Origin of the sequence: Burkholderia sp. HMSC10F09 (assembly GCF_001806955.1) — a bacterium.
Classification (GTDB): Bacteria; Pseudomonadota; Gammaproteobacteria; order Burkholderiales; family Burkholderiaceae; genus Burkholderia; species Burkholderia multivorans.
In genome coordinates this window covers 21,100-36,317 of the sequence record NZ_KV786575.1, presented here as the reverse complement: position 1 = coordinate 36,317, position 15,218 = coordinate 21,100, and the positions used below count along the sequence as shown (strand labels likewise).

The 15,218-nt window shown below is 68.3% G+C and carries 17 protein-coding genes and 1 tRNA gene; 11 read left to right on the top strand and 7 right to left on the bottom strand.

Annotation, left to right across the window (positions count from 1 at the left end; translation table 11 throughout):
* Positions 1–709, top strand: a 709-nt coding sequence (locus HMPREF3115_RS05390; protein WP_070553627.1) for an NAD-dependent epimerase/dehydratase family protein, incomplete at its 5' end; no start/stop codon positions are given.
* Here HMPREF3115_RS05390 and HMPREF3115_RS31490 read toward each other — a convergent pair.
* The gene (locus HMPREF3115_RS31490) at positions 692–868 is read right to left on the bottom strand and encodes a hypothetical protein (protein ID WP_035488641.1); all 177 of its coding nucleotides are present in this window, start codon (positions 866–868) and stop codon (positions 692–694) included. The genes HMPREF3115_RS05390 and HMPREF3115_RS31490 overlap by 18 nt on opposite strands.
* A gap of 105 nt (positions 869–973) precedes the next feature.
* Positions 974–1,690, bottom strand: coding sequence for a pseudouridine synthase (locus tag HMPREF3115_RS05385; protein ID WP_070553625.1), 717 nt, complete (start codon positions 1,688–1,690; stop codon positions 974–976).
* 98 nt (positions 1,691–1,788) lie between these two features.
* Here HMPREF3115_RS05385 and copC point away from each other — a divergent pair, with 98 nt between their 5' ends.
* The 4 genes from copC to HMPREF3115_RS05365 all read left to right on the top strand — a co-directional run bounded on the left by copC (position 1,789) and on the right by HMPREF3115_RS05365 (position 4,738).
* On the top strand, positions 1,789–2,163 hold the full coding sequence (gene copC, locus HMPREF3115_RS05380) for a copper homeostasis periplasmic binding protein CopC (RefSeq protein ID WP_006405863.1): 375 nt from the start codon (positions 1,789–1,791) through the stop codon (positions 2,161–2,163).
* A gap of 56 nt (positions 2,164–2,219) precedes the next feature.
* The gene (locus HMPREF3115_RS05375) at positions 2,220–2,720 is read left to right on the top strand and encodes a DinB family protein (protein ID WP_059940231.1); all 501 of its coding nucleotides are present in this window, start codon (positions 2,220–2,222) and stop codon (positions 2,718–2,720) included.
* Positions 2,721–2,894: 174 nt separating this feature from the next.
* Complete coding sequence (locus HMPREF3115_RS05370; RefSeq protein ID WP_006398564.1) at positions 2,895–3,668, top strand: SDR family oxidoreductase; 774 nt, start codon at positions 2,895–2,897, stop codon at positions 3,666–3,668.
* Between the two features lie 140 nt (positions 3,669–3,808).
* Entirely contained in the window at positions 3,809–4,738 is a 930-nt protein-coding gene (locus HMPREF3115_RS05365) for a LysR family transcriptional regulator (protein ID WP_053296944.1), read from the top strand.
* Positions 4,739–4,817: 79 nt separating this feature from the next.
* Here HMPREF3115_RS05365 and HMPREF3115_RS05360 read toward each other — a convergent pair whose 3' ends face one another.
* Positions 4,818–5,714: a LysR family transcriptional regulator gene (locus HMPREF3115_RS05360; RefSeq protein ID WP_006405857.1), complete on the bottom strand. Its 897-nt coding sequence runs from the start codon at positions 5,712–5,714 to the stop codon at positions 4,818–4,820.
* Positions 5,715–5,816: 102 nt separating this feature from the next.
* Here HMPREF3115_RS05360 and HMPREF3115_RS05355 point away from each other — a divergent pair, with 102 nt between their 5' ends.
* The gene (locus HMPREF3115_RS05355; protein ID WP_053296945.1) at positions 5,817–6,707 is read left to right on the top strand and encodes an alpha/beta fold hydrolase; all 891 of its coding nucleotides are present in this window, start codon (positions 5,817–5,819) and stop codon (positions 6,705–6,707) included.
* 10 nt (positions 6,708–6,717) lie between these two features.
* Here the strand turns inward: HMPREF3115_RS05355 and HMPREF3115_RS05350 are convergent, their stop codons facing one another.
* Positions 6,718–7,455, bottom strand: a complete 738-nt coding sequence (locus HMPREF3115_RS05350; protein ID WP_053296958.1) for an SDR family oxidoreductase — start codon at positions 7,453–7,455, stop codon at positions 6,718–6,720.
* Between the two features lie 116 nt (positions 7,456–7,571).
* Here HMPREF3115_RS05350 and HMPREF3115_RS05345 point away from each other — a divergent pair, with 116 nt between their 5' ends.
* Positions 7,572–8,474 (top strand): LysR family transcriptional regulator, encoded by a 903-nt coding sequence (locus HMPREF3115_RS05345; protein ID WP_006405854.1) that lies wholly within the window; start codon positions 7,572–7,574, stop codon positions 8,472–8,474.
* 148 nt (positions 8,475–8,622) lie between these two features.
* On the opposite strand, the gene HMPREF3115_RS05340 is transcribed toward HMPREF3115_RS05345, so the two are convergent.
* The 3 genes from HMPREF3115_RS05340 to HMPREF3115_RS05330 form a co-directional block, all read right to left on the bottom strand.
* Positions 8,623–8,707 (bottom strand) — tRNA-Leu (locus HMPREF3115_RS05340).
* An 87-nt stretch (positions 8,708–8,794) separates the two neighbouring features.
* A complete protein-coding gene (locus tag HMPREF3115_RS05335) occupies positions 8,795–9,952 on the bottom strand; it encodes an ABC transporter substrate-binding protein (RefSeq protein WP_006405853.1) in 1,158 nt (385 codons plus the stop codon).
* 64 nt (positions 9,953–10,016) lie between these two features.
* Complete coding sequence (locus tag HMPREF3115_RS05330; protein ID WP_006398571.1) at positions 10,017–10,958, bottom strand: CysB family HTH-type transcriptional regulator; 942 nt, start codon at positions 10,956–10,958, stop codon at positions 10,017–10,019.
* A gap of 213 nt (positions 10,959–11,171) precedes the next feature.
* On the opposite strand from HMPREF3115_RS05330, the gene HMPREF3115_RS05325 reads away from it, so the two are divergent.
* From HMPREF3115_RS05325 to cysD, 4 genes are all read left to right on the top strand, one after another.
* The gene (locus HMPREF3115_RS05325) at positions 11,172–12,851 is read left to right on the top strand and encodes a nitrite/sulfite reductase (protein WP_006405852.1); all 1,680 of its coding nucleotides are present in this window, start codon (positions 11,172–11,174) and stop codon (positions 12,849–12,851) included.
* Positions 12,852–12,876: 25 nt separating this feature from the next.
* Positions 12,877–13,434 carry a DUF934 domain-containing protein gene (locus tag HMPREF3115_RS05320; protein WP_006405851.1) on the top strand — a complete coding sequence of 186 codons (558 nt, stop codon included), beginning with the start codon at positions 12,877–12,879 and terminating at the stop codon, positions 13,432–13,434.
* Positions 13,431–14,174 (top strand): phosphoadenylyl-sulfate reductase, encoded by a 744-nt coding sequence (locus tag HMPREF3115_RS05315; RefSeq protein ID WP_006398574.1) that lies wholly within the window; start codon positions 13,431–13,433, stop codon positions 14,172–14,174. The genes HMPREF3115_RS05320 and HMPREF3115_RS05315 overlap by 4 nt, the downstream gene beginning before the upstream one ends.
* Before the next feature lie 77 nt (positions 14,175–14,251).
* Entirely contained in the window at positions 14,252–15,214 is a 963-nt protein-coding gene (cysD, locus tag HMPREF3115_RS05310) for a sulfate adenylyltransferase subunit CysD (protein WP_006405850.1), read from the top strand.
* Positions 15,215–15,218: the final 4 nt, after the last annotated feature.

Here is a 15,218-nt window from a genome sequence, read left to right as displayed (position 1 = left end):
CCTGCCGCAGCCCGCGACGGGGCGGCTACGCCGGCTGCGCGCCGCGCAAGGCCCGCTGCAGGCGCCCGCGCGCAAAGCGCGTATTGTACCCGACGGCCTTCGCGCGCCGCGGCTCGTGTACGCGAGCACGACCGGCGTTTACGGCGATTGCGGCGGCGCGCGCATCGACGAAACGCAGCCGCTGCGCCCGGCGAATCCCCGCGCGTTCCGGCGCGTGTCGGCCGAGCGGCAACTGCGTGCGGCGACGGTGCGCGGCGTGCTGCTTGCATCGATCGTGCGGATTCCGGGCATCTATGCGGCGAACCGGCTGCCGCTCGCGCGGCTCGAACGCGGAACGCCCGCGCTCGAGCCCGCCGACGACGTCTACACGAACCACGTCCACGCCGACGATCTCGCGGCGATCCTGCGCCGCACGGCACAGCGCGGCCGGCCCGCGCGCGTCGTGCACGCGTCGGACGACAGCGAACTGCGAATGGGGGAGTATTTCGACCGCGTCGCGCACGCGTTCGGCCTGCCGCCGCCGCCGCGGATCAGTCGTGCGGACGCCGAGCGGCAGCTCGAACCGACGCTGCTGTCGTTCATGCGCGAGTCGCGGCGCCTGTCCAATGCGCGGCTCAAGGCCGAATTGTGCGTGAGCTTGCGCTATCCGACCGTAGACGATTTCCTTCAAACGCTGGCGCCGCGCGGCGCCTCACGTGAGCGCGGGTAGCGCCTCGATCAGCAGGAAGCACATCAGCGCGCCGAGCAGCGCACCGATCAGGTTCGGGTGGTAACGGTGCTTCGCGCGCATCGCGGCCAGCAATCCGCCGATTGCGACGGCGCCAAGGATCGCGAACGCGATCATCACGTATGACTGAGTGGTTTGCATGACGTCTCCCCTGCATCGCTGCTCGTACAGCTTGTGATTTCAGTATAGCGGGGGATCCGCCGCGCACGGTGGGGCGCAAGGGCGAACGGTCGTGCGGATTTTCCCTTACAGGGTTTTGACGGGATTGCGCAGCGCGGCGAGCTCGGCTTGGCCGAGCCAGCGCCATGCGCCGGGCGCGAGGTCGGCGGGCAGCGCGAGGCCGCCGACGCTTTCGCGGTGCAGCGCTTCCACGCGGTTGCTGGCCGCCGCGACCATGCGCTTCACCTGATGATATTTGCCTTCGAGGACGGTCAGCGCGAGCGTATGCGGATCGCGCGCGTCGGCGGCGACCGCCGCGATCGGCTTCGGCTCGCCGTGCAGCTGCACGCCGCCGCGCAGCGCGTCGAGCTGCGCGGCATCGAGCGCGTGGCGCACGGTCGCGACGTAGGTTTTCGGCACCTTGCGCCTCGGCGACGTGTACGCGTGCACGAACTGCCCGTCGTCGGAGAGCAGCAGCAGCCCGGTCGTGTCCTGGTCGAGCCGGCCGACGCACTGCACGCCGCGCGCGACCAGCGGCGCGGGCAGCAGGCTGAACACGCTCGGATGATGCTGCGGATCGCGCGAGCATTCGTAGCCCGCCGGCTTGTTCAGCACGACGTACGCGCGCGCATGGAACGGCCACGGCGTGCCGTCCACGGTGAAGACGAGGCCGTCGGTGTCGAGTTCGGCGTCCGGGTCGGTCGCCGGCGCGCCGCCGATCGCGACGCGGCCCGCTTCGATCAGCCCGCGGCACTGGCGGCGCGAGCCGAAGCCCTGCGTGTAGAGAATGCTTTCGAGATCCATAGCGCGCGCATTCTATCAAGCGGCACGCGCGCACCGGCATGAAGCCGTGCGCGCTGGTAAGCTGCGCATCACGTTCGTTCACTCCCGACCGAGAATCCATGCGTTTCGATCCCCGTCTGCTCGGCCGCCGCGCGGCCGCCGTCCTGTTTGCCGCAACCGTTTCCTCGGCTGCGTTCGCGCACGCGCACGTCGCGAAAAGCGATCCGGCCGCCAATGCCGTGCTTGCCGCCGCGCCGGCCGCCGTGACGATCGACTTCACCGAAACGCTGGAACCGGCGTTCAGCTCGATCGTCGTCGTCGACGGCGGCGGCAAGACGGTGTCGGACGGGCGTGCCCGCGTCGATGCGGGCGACCGCAAGCGGATGACCGTGCCGCTGAGCGCACTCGGCGCCGGCGCGTACACGGTGAAATGGGTGGCCGTCGCGACCGACGGACACCGCACGCAGGGAAGCTACGCTTTCAGCGTGAAATAGGAAGCGCGCGGCGCACCGCCGCGTTCGCCATCGTCTCGTCCGACCCGGAGGCTCGCATGAACCCGACGACGCTCGATGCACTTGCCGATTTCCCCCGTCTGCTCGAAGCCCACTTCGCGGCCGTGCCGGACGGCTATGCGCGCTGGACGCCGGACGACTGGACCGGCATCCCGAGCGAACGCTTCTCGCCGCTCGGCCAGCTGTGCCATGTGCGCGACATCGAGATCGACGGCTATCACGTGCGGCTGCGGCGCATGCTCGACGAAGACCGGCCGCTGCTCGTGTCGGTCGACGGCGATGCGCTCGCGATCGAGCGGCGCTACGACGCCGCGTACGCATCGGACGTGCTCGCGACGTTTCGCGACGCGCGCCGCACGACGCTCGAGATCGTGTCGCGTCTCACGCCGGAGCAGTTCGCGCGCACGGGCGAATTCGAAGGCTACGGCCCGCTCACCGTACGCGGGCTGCTGCATTACCTGTGCAGCCACGATCAGCAGCATCTCGCGGGCATGCAATGGCTGCTCGGCAAGATCGACGCGCAGCGTCACGCGCGCTGAGCGCAACGCCGTTTTTCCGCGCCGGTCGGTGCGATCGCGCACCGTTCGGCGCCGCCGCCGGCCGCCTGCTGCGATTGGGCGGCTTTTCTGGATAATCCATCCAGCCGCGGCCGGCTGACCGCGGCGGCGCGCATGCCTAAACTCGGAGCTTCTTCAACCGGAAAGGAGTCAACCGTGGCCACTCACACGCTCGCAGACAAGGTCGTCCTGATCGCAGGCGGCGCGAAGAACCTCGGCGGCCTGATCGCGCGGGATCTCGCGAGCCACGGCGCAAAGGCCGTGGCGATTCACTACAACAGCGCGGCGACGCGCGCGCAGGCCGACGAGACGGCCGCCGCGGTGCGCGCCGCCGGCGCGCAAGCCGACACGTTCCAGGCCGACCTGACGACGGCCGCCGCGGTCGCGAAGCTCTTCGACGACGTGAAGCAGCGCTTCGGCAAGATCGACATCGCGATCAACACGGTCGGCAAGGTGCTGAAGAAGCCGATCGTCGAGATCGACGAGGCCGAGTACGACGAGATGTTCGCCGTGAACAGCAAGTCGGCGTTCTTCTTCATCAAGGAAGCCGGCCGGCATCTCGAGGATCACGGCAAGCTCGTCACGCTCGTCACGTCGCTGCTCGGCGCGTTCACGCCGTTCTATGCGGCGTACGAAGGATCGAAGGCGCCCGTCGAGCACTTCACGCGCGCGGCCGCGAAGGAATACGGCGCGCGCGGGATCTCGGTGACGGCCGTCGGTCCGGGCCCGATGGATACGCCGTTCTTCTATCCGGCCGAAGGCGCCGATGCGGTCGCGTATCACAAGACGGCGGCCGCGCTGTCGCCGTTCAGCAAGACGGGGCTGACCGACATCGAGGACGTCGTGCCGTTCATCCGCCATCTCGTGACGGACGGCTGGTGGATCACGGGCCAGACGATCCTGATCAACGGCGGCTATACGACGAAGTAAGCGACGAAGTAGGCGACCAAGTACGCGCCGGATACCGCGCGGCCGCGCCATACTGGGCGGTTTGCGTGGACAATCGAGAGGCGTGCGGGCACGCCCGCGCGCCTTTTTTCGTTTTCGGCGCCGGCGGCGCACGCAGCCACATGGACAAGCTCGATCAGGTCAGGATCTTCCTTCAGGTTGCCGAGATGGGCAGCTTCATCAAGGCGGCGCACGCGCTCGACGTGCCGCGCGCGACGGTGTCGGCGGCCGTCCAGCAGCTCGAGGCGGCGCTCGGCACGCGGCTGCTGCATCGCACGACGCGCCAGGTGCAGCTGACCGCCGACGGCACGGTGCTGCTCGAGCGCGGCCGGCGCCTGCTCGCCGAAGCCGACGAACTCGACCGGCTGTTCCGGCGCCGCGACCGCGACGTGATCGGCCGGCTGAACGTCGACGTGCCGAGCCGGATCGCGCGCCGCGTGATCGCGCCCGCCCTGCCGGCGCTGTTTCGCCGCCATCCGAAGCTGCAGCTGTCGCTCGGCTCGACCGACCGGTCGATCGATCTCGTGCAGGAGGGCGTCGACTGCGCGATTCGCGTCGGGCGGCTCGCGGACAGCAGCCTCGTCGTGCGCCCGCTCGGGCAGTTCGCGCTGATCAACTGCGCAAGCCCCGACTATCTGCGCGAGCACGGCGTGCCCGAGCACCCCGACGCGCTCGCGCACGGACACTGGGCGATCGGCTATGCATCGCCGACGACGGGGCGCGAGGTCGATTGGGAGTACGGTACGGACGCGGGCCGGCACACGCTGACGCTGCCGAGCCGCGTCGTCGTGAACAACGCGGAAACGTATATCGCGAGCTGCATCGCCGGGATGGGGCTGATCCAGATCCCCCGTTTCGACGTCGCGCATCTGCTCGAGAGCGGCGCGCTCGTCGAAGTGATGCGCGCGCATCGACCCGCGCCGATGGATGTCTCGGCCGTGTATCCGCATCGCCGCCATCGGTCGCGGCGGCTCAACGCGTTCGTCGAGTGGTTCGGCGAATTGATGGCCGATGCGCTGACGGAGCGTGTCGCCGACGCGGATCGCGACTGACGGCGCGGTACGGCACGATCCGGCGCAATACGACACGCGACGCGATGCCCGCGGCAACACGCGCACCGCATCACGCCATTCAGCGCGGCATGGCCGCGAACTGCCGCGTGCGACCGGTGTCCCGCACCGCATCGATCAGCGCCGCACCGACGCCGTTCGGCTTCGACGCGAATGCGTAAAACCGCGCGGCCGGCAACGCGGGCAGGCCGTCCGCCGGCCCGCATGTGCGTAGTCCGGCGCGCAGCTGGCTGCGTGCGAGCGCCGTGACCGCGAAGCCCGCGAGCGCGGCCGACACGCAGCCCGCCATGCTGCCGCTTTCGAACAGCACGCGAAACGGGCGCAGCGACGCGGCGAGCGCCGACACGGCCGCGTCGCGATACACGCACGGCTCGGGGAACAACGCGAGCGGCACTTCGCGGTCGCGATCGAGCGTCGCGTCGGCCGCGAACGCCCATTCGAGCGGCTCTTCCCACAGCAGTTCGCCGGCCGCCTCGACCTGCCGGCACTGCTTGCCGAACACGACGTCGAGCCGGCCGAGCGCCTGCTCGCGCAGCAGCGACGCCGTGATCCCGACCTTCAGTTCGATCGATGCATACGGATCGCGATCGCGAAACGCGCGCAGCACCTGCGGCAGCCACGCGGCTGCGAAGTCCTCGGACGCGCCGACGCGCAGCCGCCCGTGTGCGGGCGCGCCGCGCAGGCGCGCGCGCACCTCGCGCTCCATGTCGACGATGTTGCGCGCATACGCGTACAGCGTGTCGCCGGCCGGCGTGAGCGCGATCCGCCGCGTGGTGCGTGCGAGCAGCACGGTACCGGCCGCCTGTTCGAGCCGCTTGATGTGGCCGCTGACCGCGGACGGCGTCAGCGCAAGCCGTTCGGCGGCCGGCGCGAAGCCGCGGCTGTCGACGACTTCGAGAAAGGTGCGCAGCAGCGCAATGTCGAGCGACGTCGACGCGGGATCGGTCAGCGGTTCCATCGGCCAATTCAACATGAAATGTGATGAGTGATCGATGATACTCCGTGAATCGTGACGAAATGCGGGCTTACCATCGAACGATCCGATCGACGGGAGCACACGATGACTGCCTACGCCCATGCGACCACTGCGTCGCTCGACATCGCCTATCTCGAATGGAATCCGCGCGGCCAACGTGCGGCCGTGCTGCTGCATGGCTGGCCGGACAGCGCCGTCGGCTGGACGCCGGTCGCCGAAGCGCTCGCCGCGCGCGGCTATCGCGTGCTCGCGCCCGCACTGCGCGGTTTTGCGCCGACGCGGTTTCGCGATGCGTCGGTGCCGCGCAGCGGGCAGCTCGCCGCGCTCGGCCGCGACGTGCTCGAGTTCGCCGATGCGCTCGGTATCGAGCGGCCGGTGCTGGTCGGGCACGACTGGGGCGCACGGGCGGCCGCCAACGCGTGCGGGCTGCGCGACGGCGCCGCCTCGCATCTCGTGATGCTGTCGGTCGGATACGGCACCAACGATCCGCACCAGCCGCTGTCGCTGCAGCAGGCGCGCAACTACTGGTACCACTGGTTCCTCGCGACGGCGCGCGGCGAGCAGGCGCTGCGCGACGATCGCCGCGCGTTCGCGCGCCTGATGTGGGATACGTGGTCGCCGCCCGGCTGGTATCGGCCCGACGAGTTCGACGCGGCCGCCGTCGCTTTCGACGGACCGGACTGGATCGACGTCGTGCTGCACTCGTACCGGCATCGCTGGGGCTTCGTGCCCGGCACGCCGGCCTATGCGGACGACGACGCGCGGCTGAATCCGGCGCCCGTGCTGTCGGTGCCGACGCTCGTTCTGCATGGCGGCGCGGATACGTGCAATCACCCGGACAGCTCGGCGGGGCGCGAGCGGTTCTTCAGCAGTCGCTACGAGCGGCAGCTGCTCGACGGCGTCGGGCATTTTCCGCAGCGCGAGGCGCCCGCGGCCGTCGCGGATGCGATCCTCGCGTTCTGCGCGCAGCGTTGACGCGCCGCGATCAGCACATCCCGCCGTTCGCGCGCAGGATCTGACCGTTGATCCACGCACCGTCCGGGCCGGCGAGGAAGGCGACGACGCCCGCGATGTCGCCGGGCTGGCCGATCCGTTCGAGCGGATTCATCTTGGCGAGCCGCTCGATCTGCTCCGGGCCTTTGCCGCGCAGGAACAGCTCGGTCGCGACCGGTCCCGGCGCGACGGCGTTCACGCGAATCGCGCGCCCGCGCATCTCCTGCGCGAGCACCTGCGTGAGGCTTTCGACGGCCGCCTTGCTCGCGACGTAGACGCCGTAGGTCGGCAGGCGCGTGCCGATCACGCTCGTCGACAGATTCACGATGCGGCCGCCGTCGCGCACGCGCTTCGCCGCCTCGCGGCATACGTTGAACGTGCCTTTCAGGTTGATCGCGATCGTCTCGTCGAATGTGGCGTCGTCGAAGTCGGCGATCGGCGCGAGCTTCATCACGCCGGCGCTGTTGACGACGACGTCGATCCCGCCGAACGCGCGCGTCGCCGCGTCGAACAGTGCGGCAACCGCGTTCGCGTCCGCGACGTCGGCCTGCACGGCGAGCGCCTCGCCGCCGGCCGCTGCGATCGCGTCGACCACCTCGCGTGCGGCGTCGCCGTTGCCCGCGTAGTTGACGACGACCTTGAATCCGTCGGCCGCGAGACGGCGCGCGATTTCCGCGCCGATTCCGCGCGACGCACCCGTGACGACGGCGACCTGGTTCGATGTGTTCATGTCCTGCTCCTTGTTCGTGAATGCCGGCCGGGCCGGCGACAGGACCAATGTAAGCCGCCGCAGCCAATAAAAATAATGAATAATGCGCAGATCATGAATGACAAAAAGTACGTCTGATGCGATTCGACAGCAGGCTTCTGAGCGGAATCGGCGTGCTATCGGCCGTGATCGAGGCCGGCAGCTTCGCGCGCGCGGGCGAAGCGATCGGCCTGACGCAGCCGGCGGTGAGCCGCGCGGTGGCGCGGCTCGAGGAGCGGATCGGGATCCGGATCTTCAACCGCACCGCGCGCGCGATCACGCTGACCGACGAAGGGCGACGCTTCTACGAAGCGGTCGCGCCGCTGCTGGCCGGCATCGAAGATGCCGCGCTCGATGCCGGTCGCGCGAAGGAGAAGGTGAGGGGGCGGCTGCGCGTGAACGTCGACGGCACCTTCGGCCACTACGTGCTCGCGCCGAAGCTGGCCGCGTTCCTCGAGCGCTTTCCGGATCTGTCCGTCGAGATCAGCGTGCGCGACCGGATGGGCGACCTCGTCGCCGACGGTTTCGACGTCGCGGTGCGCTTCGGCGTGCCGGAGCCGTCGTCGTACCGCGCACGGCTGCTGCTCGAGACGCGCGTGCTGACCTGCGCGTCGCCTGCGTACGTCGCTCGCCACGGCGAACCGCGGCATCCGCGCGACCTCGCGGATGGCCATCGCTGCGTGCTGATCCGCGATCCGGTCACGGGGCGGCCGTTCGAATGGGAATTCCATCGCGGCGGTGAGGTCGTGCCGTTCGCGGCGGCCGGCCGGCTGATGGTCAACGATACCGGTTCGCTGCTCGGTGCGTGTCTCGGCGGGGCGGGCGTCGCGCAGCTGCTCGAGTTGTACGCGCGCGACATCGTGTCGGAAGGGCGGCTGACGCTGCTGCTGCCGGACTGGACCGACGAGACCTTTCCGCTCTACGCGTACTACCACGCGTCGAACCTCGTGTCGGCGAAGGTGCGCGTGTTTCTCGATTTCGTCCGCGAGCTGACGAACTGAGCGCGGCCGCGCGCGGACGGCGCGGATAAAGAAAAAGCCCCGGTCGTCGACACGGGGCTCGATGCGGGTGCGTCGCGGTGCGAGCGCGTGGTGGAGGCAGTCGCCGCGCGCTGGTGTTGCGGCGGGGAGAAGCTGCGCTTCCGTTGTCTGGTGCCCAGGGCCGGAATCGAACCGGCACGCCTTGCGGCGGGGGATTTTGAGTCCCCTGCGTCTACCAATTTCACCACCTGGGCTTGTTCGGACCGCGCATGCGATCGTGCGCGGCGAAACGCGGATTATGGCCGAAAACCGCGCGCCGGGCAAGCCGCGCGGCCGCGCCGTCACTGGCTCAGATAGACGAACTGCCCGTGCCTGACGATCCCCATCACGCTCGCGCGCTGGTCGAGTCCTACGTGGTCCTTGTCGCTCGTATTCACGACGCCGTTCGGCACGACGAGCTCGTGCGCGCGCTCGAGCTCGCGCCGCAGCGCAGCCCGGAAGGCGGGCGTGCCGGGCTGCGCGAGCTTCACCGCGCGTCCGACCGCATCGGCGAGCCGTGGATAGACGCCGGCCGCATCGCCCGCGAACTGCGTGACCGTGCCGGTGCCGTACTTCGCCTCGTACGCGTCGACGAATGCGAGCGCGGCCTTGCGCGCCGGATGGTCGGCCGGCAGCGTCCGCGCGACGACGACCGGCTGCGTCGGAAACAGCGTGCCGTCGACGTCCTTGCCGCCGAGCTTGATGAACTCCGGCGTCGCGATCCCGTGCGTCTGGTAGATCGGCCCCTTGTAGCCGCGCTCGATCAGCGTGCGCTGCGGCAGCACGGCCGGCGTGCCCGAGCCCGCAATCAGGATCGCGTCCGGTTTCGCCGCGATCAGCTTCAGCGCCTGGCCGGTCACGCTCGCGTCGGTGCGGTTGAAGCGCTCGGTCGCGACCACGCGGATCTTGCGCAGCTCGGCGAAGCGCGTGAACTCGTTGAGCCAGCTGTCGCCGTAGCTGTCCGCGAAGCCGATGAAGCCGACCGTCTTCACGCCGTGGTTCGCCATGTAGCGCGTCATCACGTCGGCCATCGCGCGGTCGCTCTGCGCCATCTTGAACGCCCAGGTGCGCGCGCCTTCCTGCGGCTCGACGATCGCGCCCGAGCCGACCAGCGTGATCATCGGCGTCTGCCCGGCCGCGACCGCGTCGAGCGCAGCGAGGGCGGCCGGCGTGATGTTCGGCCCGACCACGACGTCGACGTGATCCTCGTCGACGAGCTTGCGGATATTGCGCACCGCGGCGCCCGGGTCGGACGCGTCGTCGAGCACCGTCACCTGCAGCGGCTGCCCCGCGATCGTCTTCGGCCACATCAGGATCGCGTTCTTGCTCGTGATGCCGATCGCGGCGGCGGGGCCGGTCGACGACAGGTCGACGCCGACCTTCAGGTCGGCATGCGCGGTCGCGCACGCGAGCACGAGGGCGGCGCCGGCGGCGCGGCGCAGCAGGGCGGAAAGCGTCATGCGGGATTCTCCGTCGGGCAACAAAAAGGGGCGCGATATGCGCCCCTGTCGTTATACACGCGGCTCAAAGCTCGTACGATTCGGATTCGCCCTTGAGCGCCTGCTCGATCAGCTTGCGGTTCAGCGTCGGCGACAGCAGTTCGACGAGCGTATACACATAGCTGCGCAGATACGCACCCTGTTTCAGCGCGACGCGCGTCACGTTGCTGCCGAACAGATGGCCGACCGGGATCAGCCGCAGGTTGCGGTCGCGCTCGGGATTGAAAGCGATGTCGGCCATGATCCCCACGCCGAGGCCGAGCTCGACATAGGTCTTGATCACGTCCGCGTCGATCGCCTCGAGCACGATGTCCGGCGACAGCCCGCGCAGCGCGAACGCGTGATTGATCTTCTTGCGGCCCGCGAACGCGTCGTCGTACGTGATCAGCGGATACTGCGCGAGATCGTCGAGCGTGACCGGCTTGCGTTCGAGCAGCGGGTGATCGGGCGGCACGACGGCCGCGTGGTGCCACTGAAAGCAGGGCAGCGACACGAGCTCCTTGTAATCGGCGATCGCCTCGGTCGCGACCGCGAGATCGGCCTGGTCGTGGATCACCATCTCGGCGACCTGCGTCGGGCTGCCCTGCAGGATCGACAGATGCACCTTCGGGAAGCGCTTCTTGAACTCGGCGATCGCGGCCGGCAGCGAATAGCGCGCCTGCGTGTGCGTTGCCGCGATCGTCAGGTTGCCCTGATCCTGCGCGGCATAATCTTTTCCGACCCTTTTAAGGCTTTCGACTTCCTGCAGAATCCGCTCGACCGACGCGAGGATGATGCGGCCCGGCTCGGTCAGCGAGCGCACGCGCTTGCCGTGGCGCGTGAAGATCTCGACGCCCAGTTCGTCTTCCAGCTCGATGATCGCCTTCGAGACCCCCGGCTGCGACGTGTACAGCGCCTTGGCGGCCTCGGTGAGGTTGAAATTCTGCCGGACGGCCTCGCGCACGAAGCGAAATTGGTGCAGGTTCATTTATAACCCTTCCGCATATCAACAGAATTTTTTAGTCGTTTGAAATATAAGGCGAGTTTATTACGATTCACCGGAGTTTTTCAAATATGGATATCTGTTTTCGTCATTAGCAATCCACCGGGCAGCGGAAGGCCGGCGGCAGGCGGAACGGAGATTCGGGCGCGACGTGGCTAGGACGTCGCGCGGTCACCACGAAAACCCTGGGGTCCCCGAATGTATCAGTACGACCAGTACGACCAGACGATCGTCGACGAGCGTGTCGCGCAGTACCGCGATCAGGTGCGCCGCCGGCTGTCGGGCGAATTGAGCGAAGACGAGTTCCGCCCGCTGCGCCTGCAGAACGGCCTGTACATGCAGCGCCACGCGTACATGCACCGCATCGCGATTCCGTACGGCAACCTGCGCAGCGACCAGCTGCGGATGCTGGCGCGCATCGCACGCGAGCACGATCGCGGCTACGGCCATTTCTCGACGCGTTCCAACATCCAGTTCAACTGGATCAAGCTGGAAGAAACGCCCGAGATCCTCGCGAAGCTCGCGTCGGTGCAGATGCACGCGATCCAGACGTCGGGCAACTGCATCCGCAACATCACGGCCGACCAGTTCGCCGGTGTGGCACAGGACGAAGAGATCGATCCGCGTCCGTGGGCCGAGATCCTGCGTCAGTGGTCGACGTTCCATCCGGAATTCGCGTGGCTGCCGCGCAAGTTCAAGATCGCGGTATCGGGCTCGAAGCACGACCGCGCAGCCGTGCAGATCCACGATCTCGGCGTGTATCTGAAGAAGAACGCGCAGGGCGAAGTGGTCGCGAGCATCCTCGCGGGCGGCGGACTCGGCCGCACGCCGATCGTCGGCGCGGTGATCAAGGAAGACCTGCCGTGGCAGCACCTGCTCACGTACTGCGAAGCGGTGCTGCGCGTGTACAACCGCTACGGCCGCCGCGACAACCTGTACAAGGCGCGCATCAAGATCCTCGTCAAGGCGCTGTCGCCGGCGAAGTTCGCGCAGCAGGTCGAGGAAGAGTGGCAGCACCTGAAGGACGGCCCGTCGACGCTCACGCAGGCGGAAGTCGATCGCGTGTCGCAGTACTTCCGGCCGCCCGTCTACGAAAAGCTCGCGGACACCGATGCCTCGTTCGAACAGCATCTGCTCGAGAACAAGGCGTTCGCGCGCTGGGTCGAGCGCAACGTCGCGCCGCACAAGGTGCCGGGCTATGCGGCCGTCACGCTGTCGCTGAAGAATCACCGCGCGGCGCCCGGCGACGCGACGGCCGAGCAGATGGAGCAGGTGGCCGACTGGGCCGACGCCTATTCGTTCGGCGAGCTGCGCGTGTCGCACGAACAGAACCTGATCCTCGCGAACGTGAAGAAGCGCGACCTGTTCGCGATCTGGGAAAAGGCGAAGGCCGCCGGTTTCGCGACGCCGAACATCGGGCTGCTGACCGACATCATCGCGTGCCCGGGCGGCGATTTCTGCTCGCTCGCGAACGCGAAGTCGATCCCGATCGCGCTCGCGATCCAGCAGCGCTTCGACGATCTGGACTACGTGTACGACCTCGGCGACCTGTCGCTGAACATTTCCGGTTGCATGAACTCGTGCGGTCACCACCACGTCGGCAACATCGGCATCCTCGGCGTCGACAAGGACGGCGCCGAGTGGTACCAGGTGTCGCTCGGCGGCGAGCAGGGCACGGGCCAGAACGGCGCGCGCCTCGGCCGCGTGATCGGCCCGTCGTTCTCCGCCGAAGAAGTGCCCGACGTCGTGTCGACGCTGATCGACACGTTCGTCGAAGCGCGCATCGACGGCGAACGCTTCATCGACACGTACGATCGCATCGGCATCGCGCCGTTCAAGGAGCGCGTGTATGCCGCGCGCCAGGCCGTGAACGCGTAACCAACCGGGTAGAAGGAATTTGCAGATGGCTTCGATTATCAAGAACCGCGCAGTGATCGACGACGCATGGCAGGTCGTGCGCGCGGCGGAAGACGGTGCGCTGCCCGCGGTCGATGCGCTGCCGGCCGGCAAGGTGCTGGTGCCGTTCGCCCTGTGGCAGGCCGAGCGCGCGGCGCTCGTCGCCGCGAAGACGAAGGACGAACTGGGCGTGTGGCTCGCGCCGGACAGCGAACCGGCCGATCTCGCGCCGGACTTCGACGCGATCTCGCTGATCGCGGTGGACTTCCCGCGCTTCGCGGACGGCCGCGGCTACAGCATTGCGCGGCTGCTGCGCGAGCGCTACGGCTGGACCGGCGAGCTGCGCGCGATCGGCGACGTGCTGCGCGACCAGTTGCTGTACATGTCGCGTTGCGGCTTCGACGCGTTCGCGGTGCGCGCTGACAAGGACATCCACGATGCGCTGAATGCGTTCGGCGAATTCACGCAGCGTTATCAGGGCGCGTTCGACGAGCCGGCGCCGCTGTTCCGTCGCCGCGCAGCGACGGCCGACGTAGCGACGTCCGCTGCCAAGGTGAGCGCATGAGCAACGCGACCGCCACCGCGCTGACGCCCGAACTCGCCGCGAAGGTCGAGCGGCTCGATGCGCTGCTCGCGCAGATCGCCGCGCGTCATCCGAACGTGAAGCTCGCGAGCAGCCTCGCCGCGGAAGACATGCTGCTCACGCACGCGATCCTGTCGAAGGGTCTCGCGATCGGCATCTTCTCGCTGAACACGGGTCGCTTGCATGCCGAGACGCTCGGCATGATCGACCGCGTGCGCGAGCGCTACGGGTACGAGATCGAGCAGTTCCACCCGCAGCAGGATGCGGTCGATCGCTATGTCGCCGAGCACGGACTGAACGCATTCTACGAAAGCGTCGAGCTGCGGAAATCGTGCTGCCACATCCGCAAGGTCGAGCCGCTGAACCGTGCGCTCGCCGACGTCGATGCGTGGGTCACGGGCCAGCGCCGCGAGCAGTCGGTCACGCGTGCCGAGCTGCACGAGGAAGAGCAGGACGAGGCGCGCGGGATCGCGAAGTACAATCCGCTCGCCGACTGGACCGAGCGCGACGTGTGGGCGTACCTCGACGCATTCGGCGTGCCGGTCAACCCGCTGCATGCGCGCGGCTATCCGAGCATCGGCTGCGAGCCGTGTACGCGTGCGATCCGTCCCGGCGAGGACAGCCGCGCGGGCCGCTGGTGGTGGGAGTCGCGCGACACGAAGGAATGCGGTCTGCACATCGCGATCACGCCGATTCCCGCAAGCGCCGACGCATCGCACTGAAGCCCGAACGACAAGATCGAATATTGCGCCGCTCGCGACAGCGGGCGGCACGAACCCAGAAGAGAAGGACCGAAACCATGAGCACGACGCTCGAGCAATCCGCCTTTGCCCCGCCCACCGGCGCCGACAGCCGCATGGGCCATCTCGACTGGCTCGAAGCCGAGTCGATCCACATCCTGCGCGAGCTGGTCGCCGAATGCAGCAAGCCGGCGCTGTTGTTCTCGGGCGGCAAGGATTCGGTCGTCGTGCTGCACCTCGCGCTGAAGGCGTTCGGTCTCGGCGCGAACCGCAAGACCACGCTGCCGTTCCCGCTGGTCCATATCGACACGGGCCACAACTACGACGAAGTGATCGACTTCCGCGATCGCCGCGCGAAGGAGATCGGCGCCGAGCTGATCGTCGGTCACGTCGAGGACTCGATCAAGCGCGGCACGGTCGTGCTGCGCCGCGAGACCGATTCGCGCAATGCCGCGCAGGCCGTCACGCTGCTCGAGACGATCGACGCGCACGGCTTCACCGCGATGATCGGCGGTGCGCGCCGCGACGAGGAGAAGGCGCGCGCGAAGGAGCGCATCTTCTCGTTCCGCGACGAATTCGGCCAGTGGGATCCGAAGGCGCAGCGTCCGGAATTGTGGAGCCTGTACAACGCGCGCCTGCACAAGGGCGAGCATCTGCGCGTGTTCCCGATCTCGAACTGGACCGAGCTCGACGTGTGGCAGTACATCGCGCGCGAAAACCTCGAGCTGCCGTCGATCTACTACGCGCATCGCCGCGAGATCGTCCGCCGCAACGGGCTGCTCGTGCCGGTCACGCCGCTCACGCCGATGCGCGAGGGCGAGACGAGCGAGATCGCGCAGGTGCGGTTCCGCACGGTCGGCGACATTTCCTGCACGTGCCCGGTCGAGAGCGACGCCGACGACGTCGAGAAGATCATCGCCGAGACGGCGGTGACCGAGATCACCGAGCGCGGCGCGACGCGGATGGACGACCAGACGTCGGAAGCCGCGATGGAACAGCGCAAGAAGCAGGGCTATTTCTGACGCA

Bases quoted from the DNA above. Each gene is read 5' to 3' on its own strand.
- HMPREF3115_RS31490 (WP_035488641.1), bottom strand. From the start codon at position 868: ATGCAAACCACTCAGTCATACGTGATGATCGCGTTCGCGATCCTTGGC.
- HMPREF3115_RS05385 (WP_070553625.1), bottom strand. From the start codon at position 1,690: ATGGATCTCGAAAGCATTCTCTACACGCAGGGCTTCGGCTCGCGCCGC.
- copC (WP_006405863.1), top strand. From the start codon at position 1,789: ATGCGTTTCGATCCCCGTCTGCTCGGCCGCCGCGCGGCCGCCGTCCTG.
- HMPREF3115_RS05375 (WP_059940231.1), top strand. From the start codon at position 2,220: ATGAACCCGACGACGCTCGATGCACTTGCCGATTTCCCCCGTCTGCTC.
- HMPREF3115_RS05365 (WP_053296944.1), top strand. From the start codon at position 3,809: ATGGACAAGCTCGATCAGGTCAGGATCTTCCTTCAGGTTGCCGAGATG.
- HMPREF3115_RS05360 (WP_006405857.1), bottom strand. From the start codon at position 5,714: ATGGAACCGCTGACCGATCCCGCGTCGACGTCGCTCGACATTGCGCTG.
- HMPREF3115_RS05355 (WP_053296945.1), top strand. From the start codon at position 5,817: ATGACTGCCTACGCCCATGCGACCACTGCGTCGCTCGACATCGCCTAT.
- HMPREF3115_RS05350 (WP_053296958.1), bottom strand. From the start codon at position 7,455: ATGAACACATCGAACCAGGTCGCCGTCGTCACGGGTGCGTCGCGCGGA.
- HMPREF3115_RS05345 (WP_006405854.1), top strand. From the start codon at position 7,572: ATGCGATTCGACAGCAGGCTTCTGAGCGGAATCGGCGTGCTATCGGCC.
- HMPREF3115_RS05335 (WP_006405853.1), bottom strand. From the start codon at position 9,952: ATGACGCTTTCCGCCCTGCTGCGCCGCGCCGCCGGCGCCGCCCTCGTG.
- HMPREF3115_RS05330 (WP_006398571.1), bottom strand. From the start codon at position 10,958: ATGAACCTGCACCAATTTCGCTTCGTGCGCGAGGCCGTCCGGCAGAAT.
- HMPREF3115_RS05325 (WP_006405852.1), top strand. From the start codon at position 11,172: ATGTATCAGTACGACCAGTACGACCAGACGATCGTCGACGAGCGTGTC.
- HMPREF3115_RS05320 (WP_006405851.1), top strand. From the start codon at position 12,877: ATGGCTTCGATTATCAAGAACCGCGCAGTGATCGACGACGCATGGCAG.
- HMPREF3115_RS05315 (WP_006398574.1), top strand. From the start codon at position 13,431: ATGAGCAACGCGACCGCCACCGCGCTGACGCCCGAACTCGCCGCGAAG.
- cysD (WP_006405850.1), top strand. From the start codon at position 14,252: ATGAGCACGACGCTCGAGCAATCCGCCTTTGCCCCGCCCACCGGCGCC.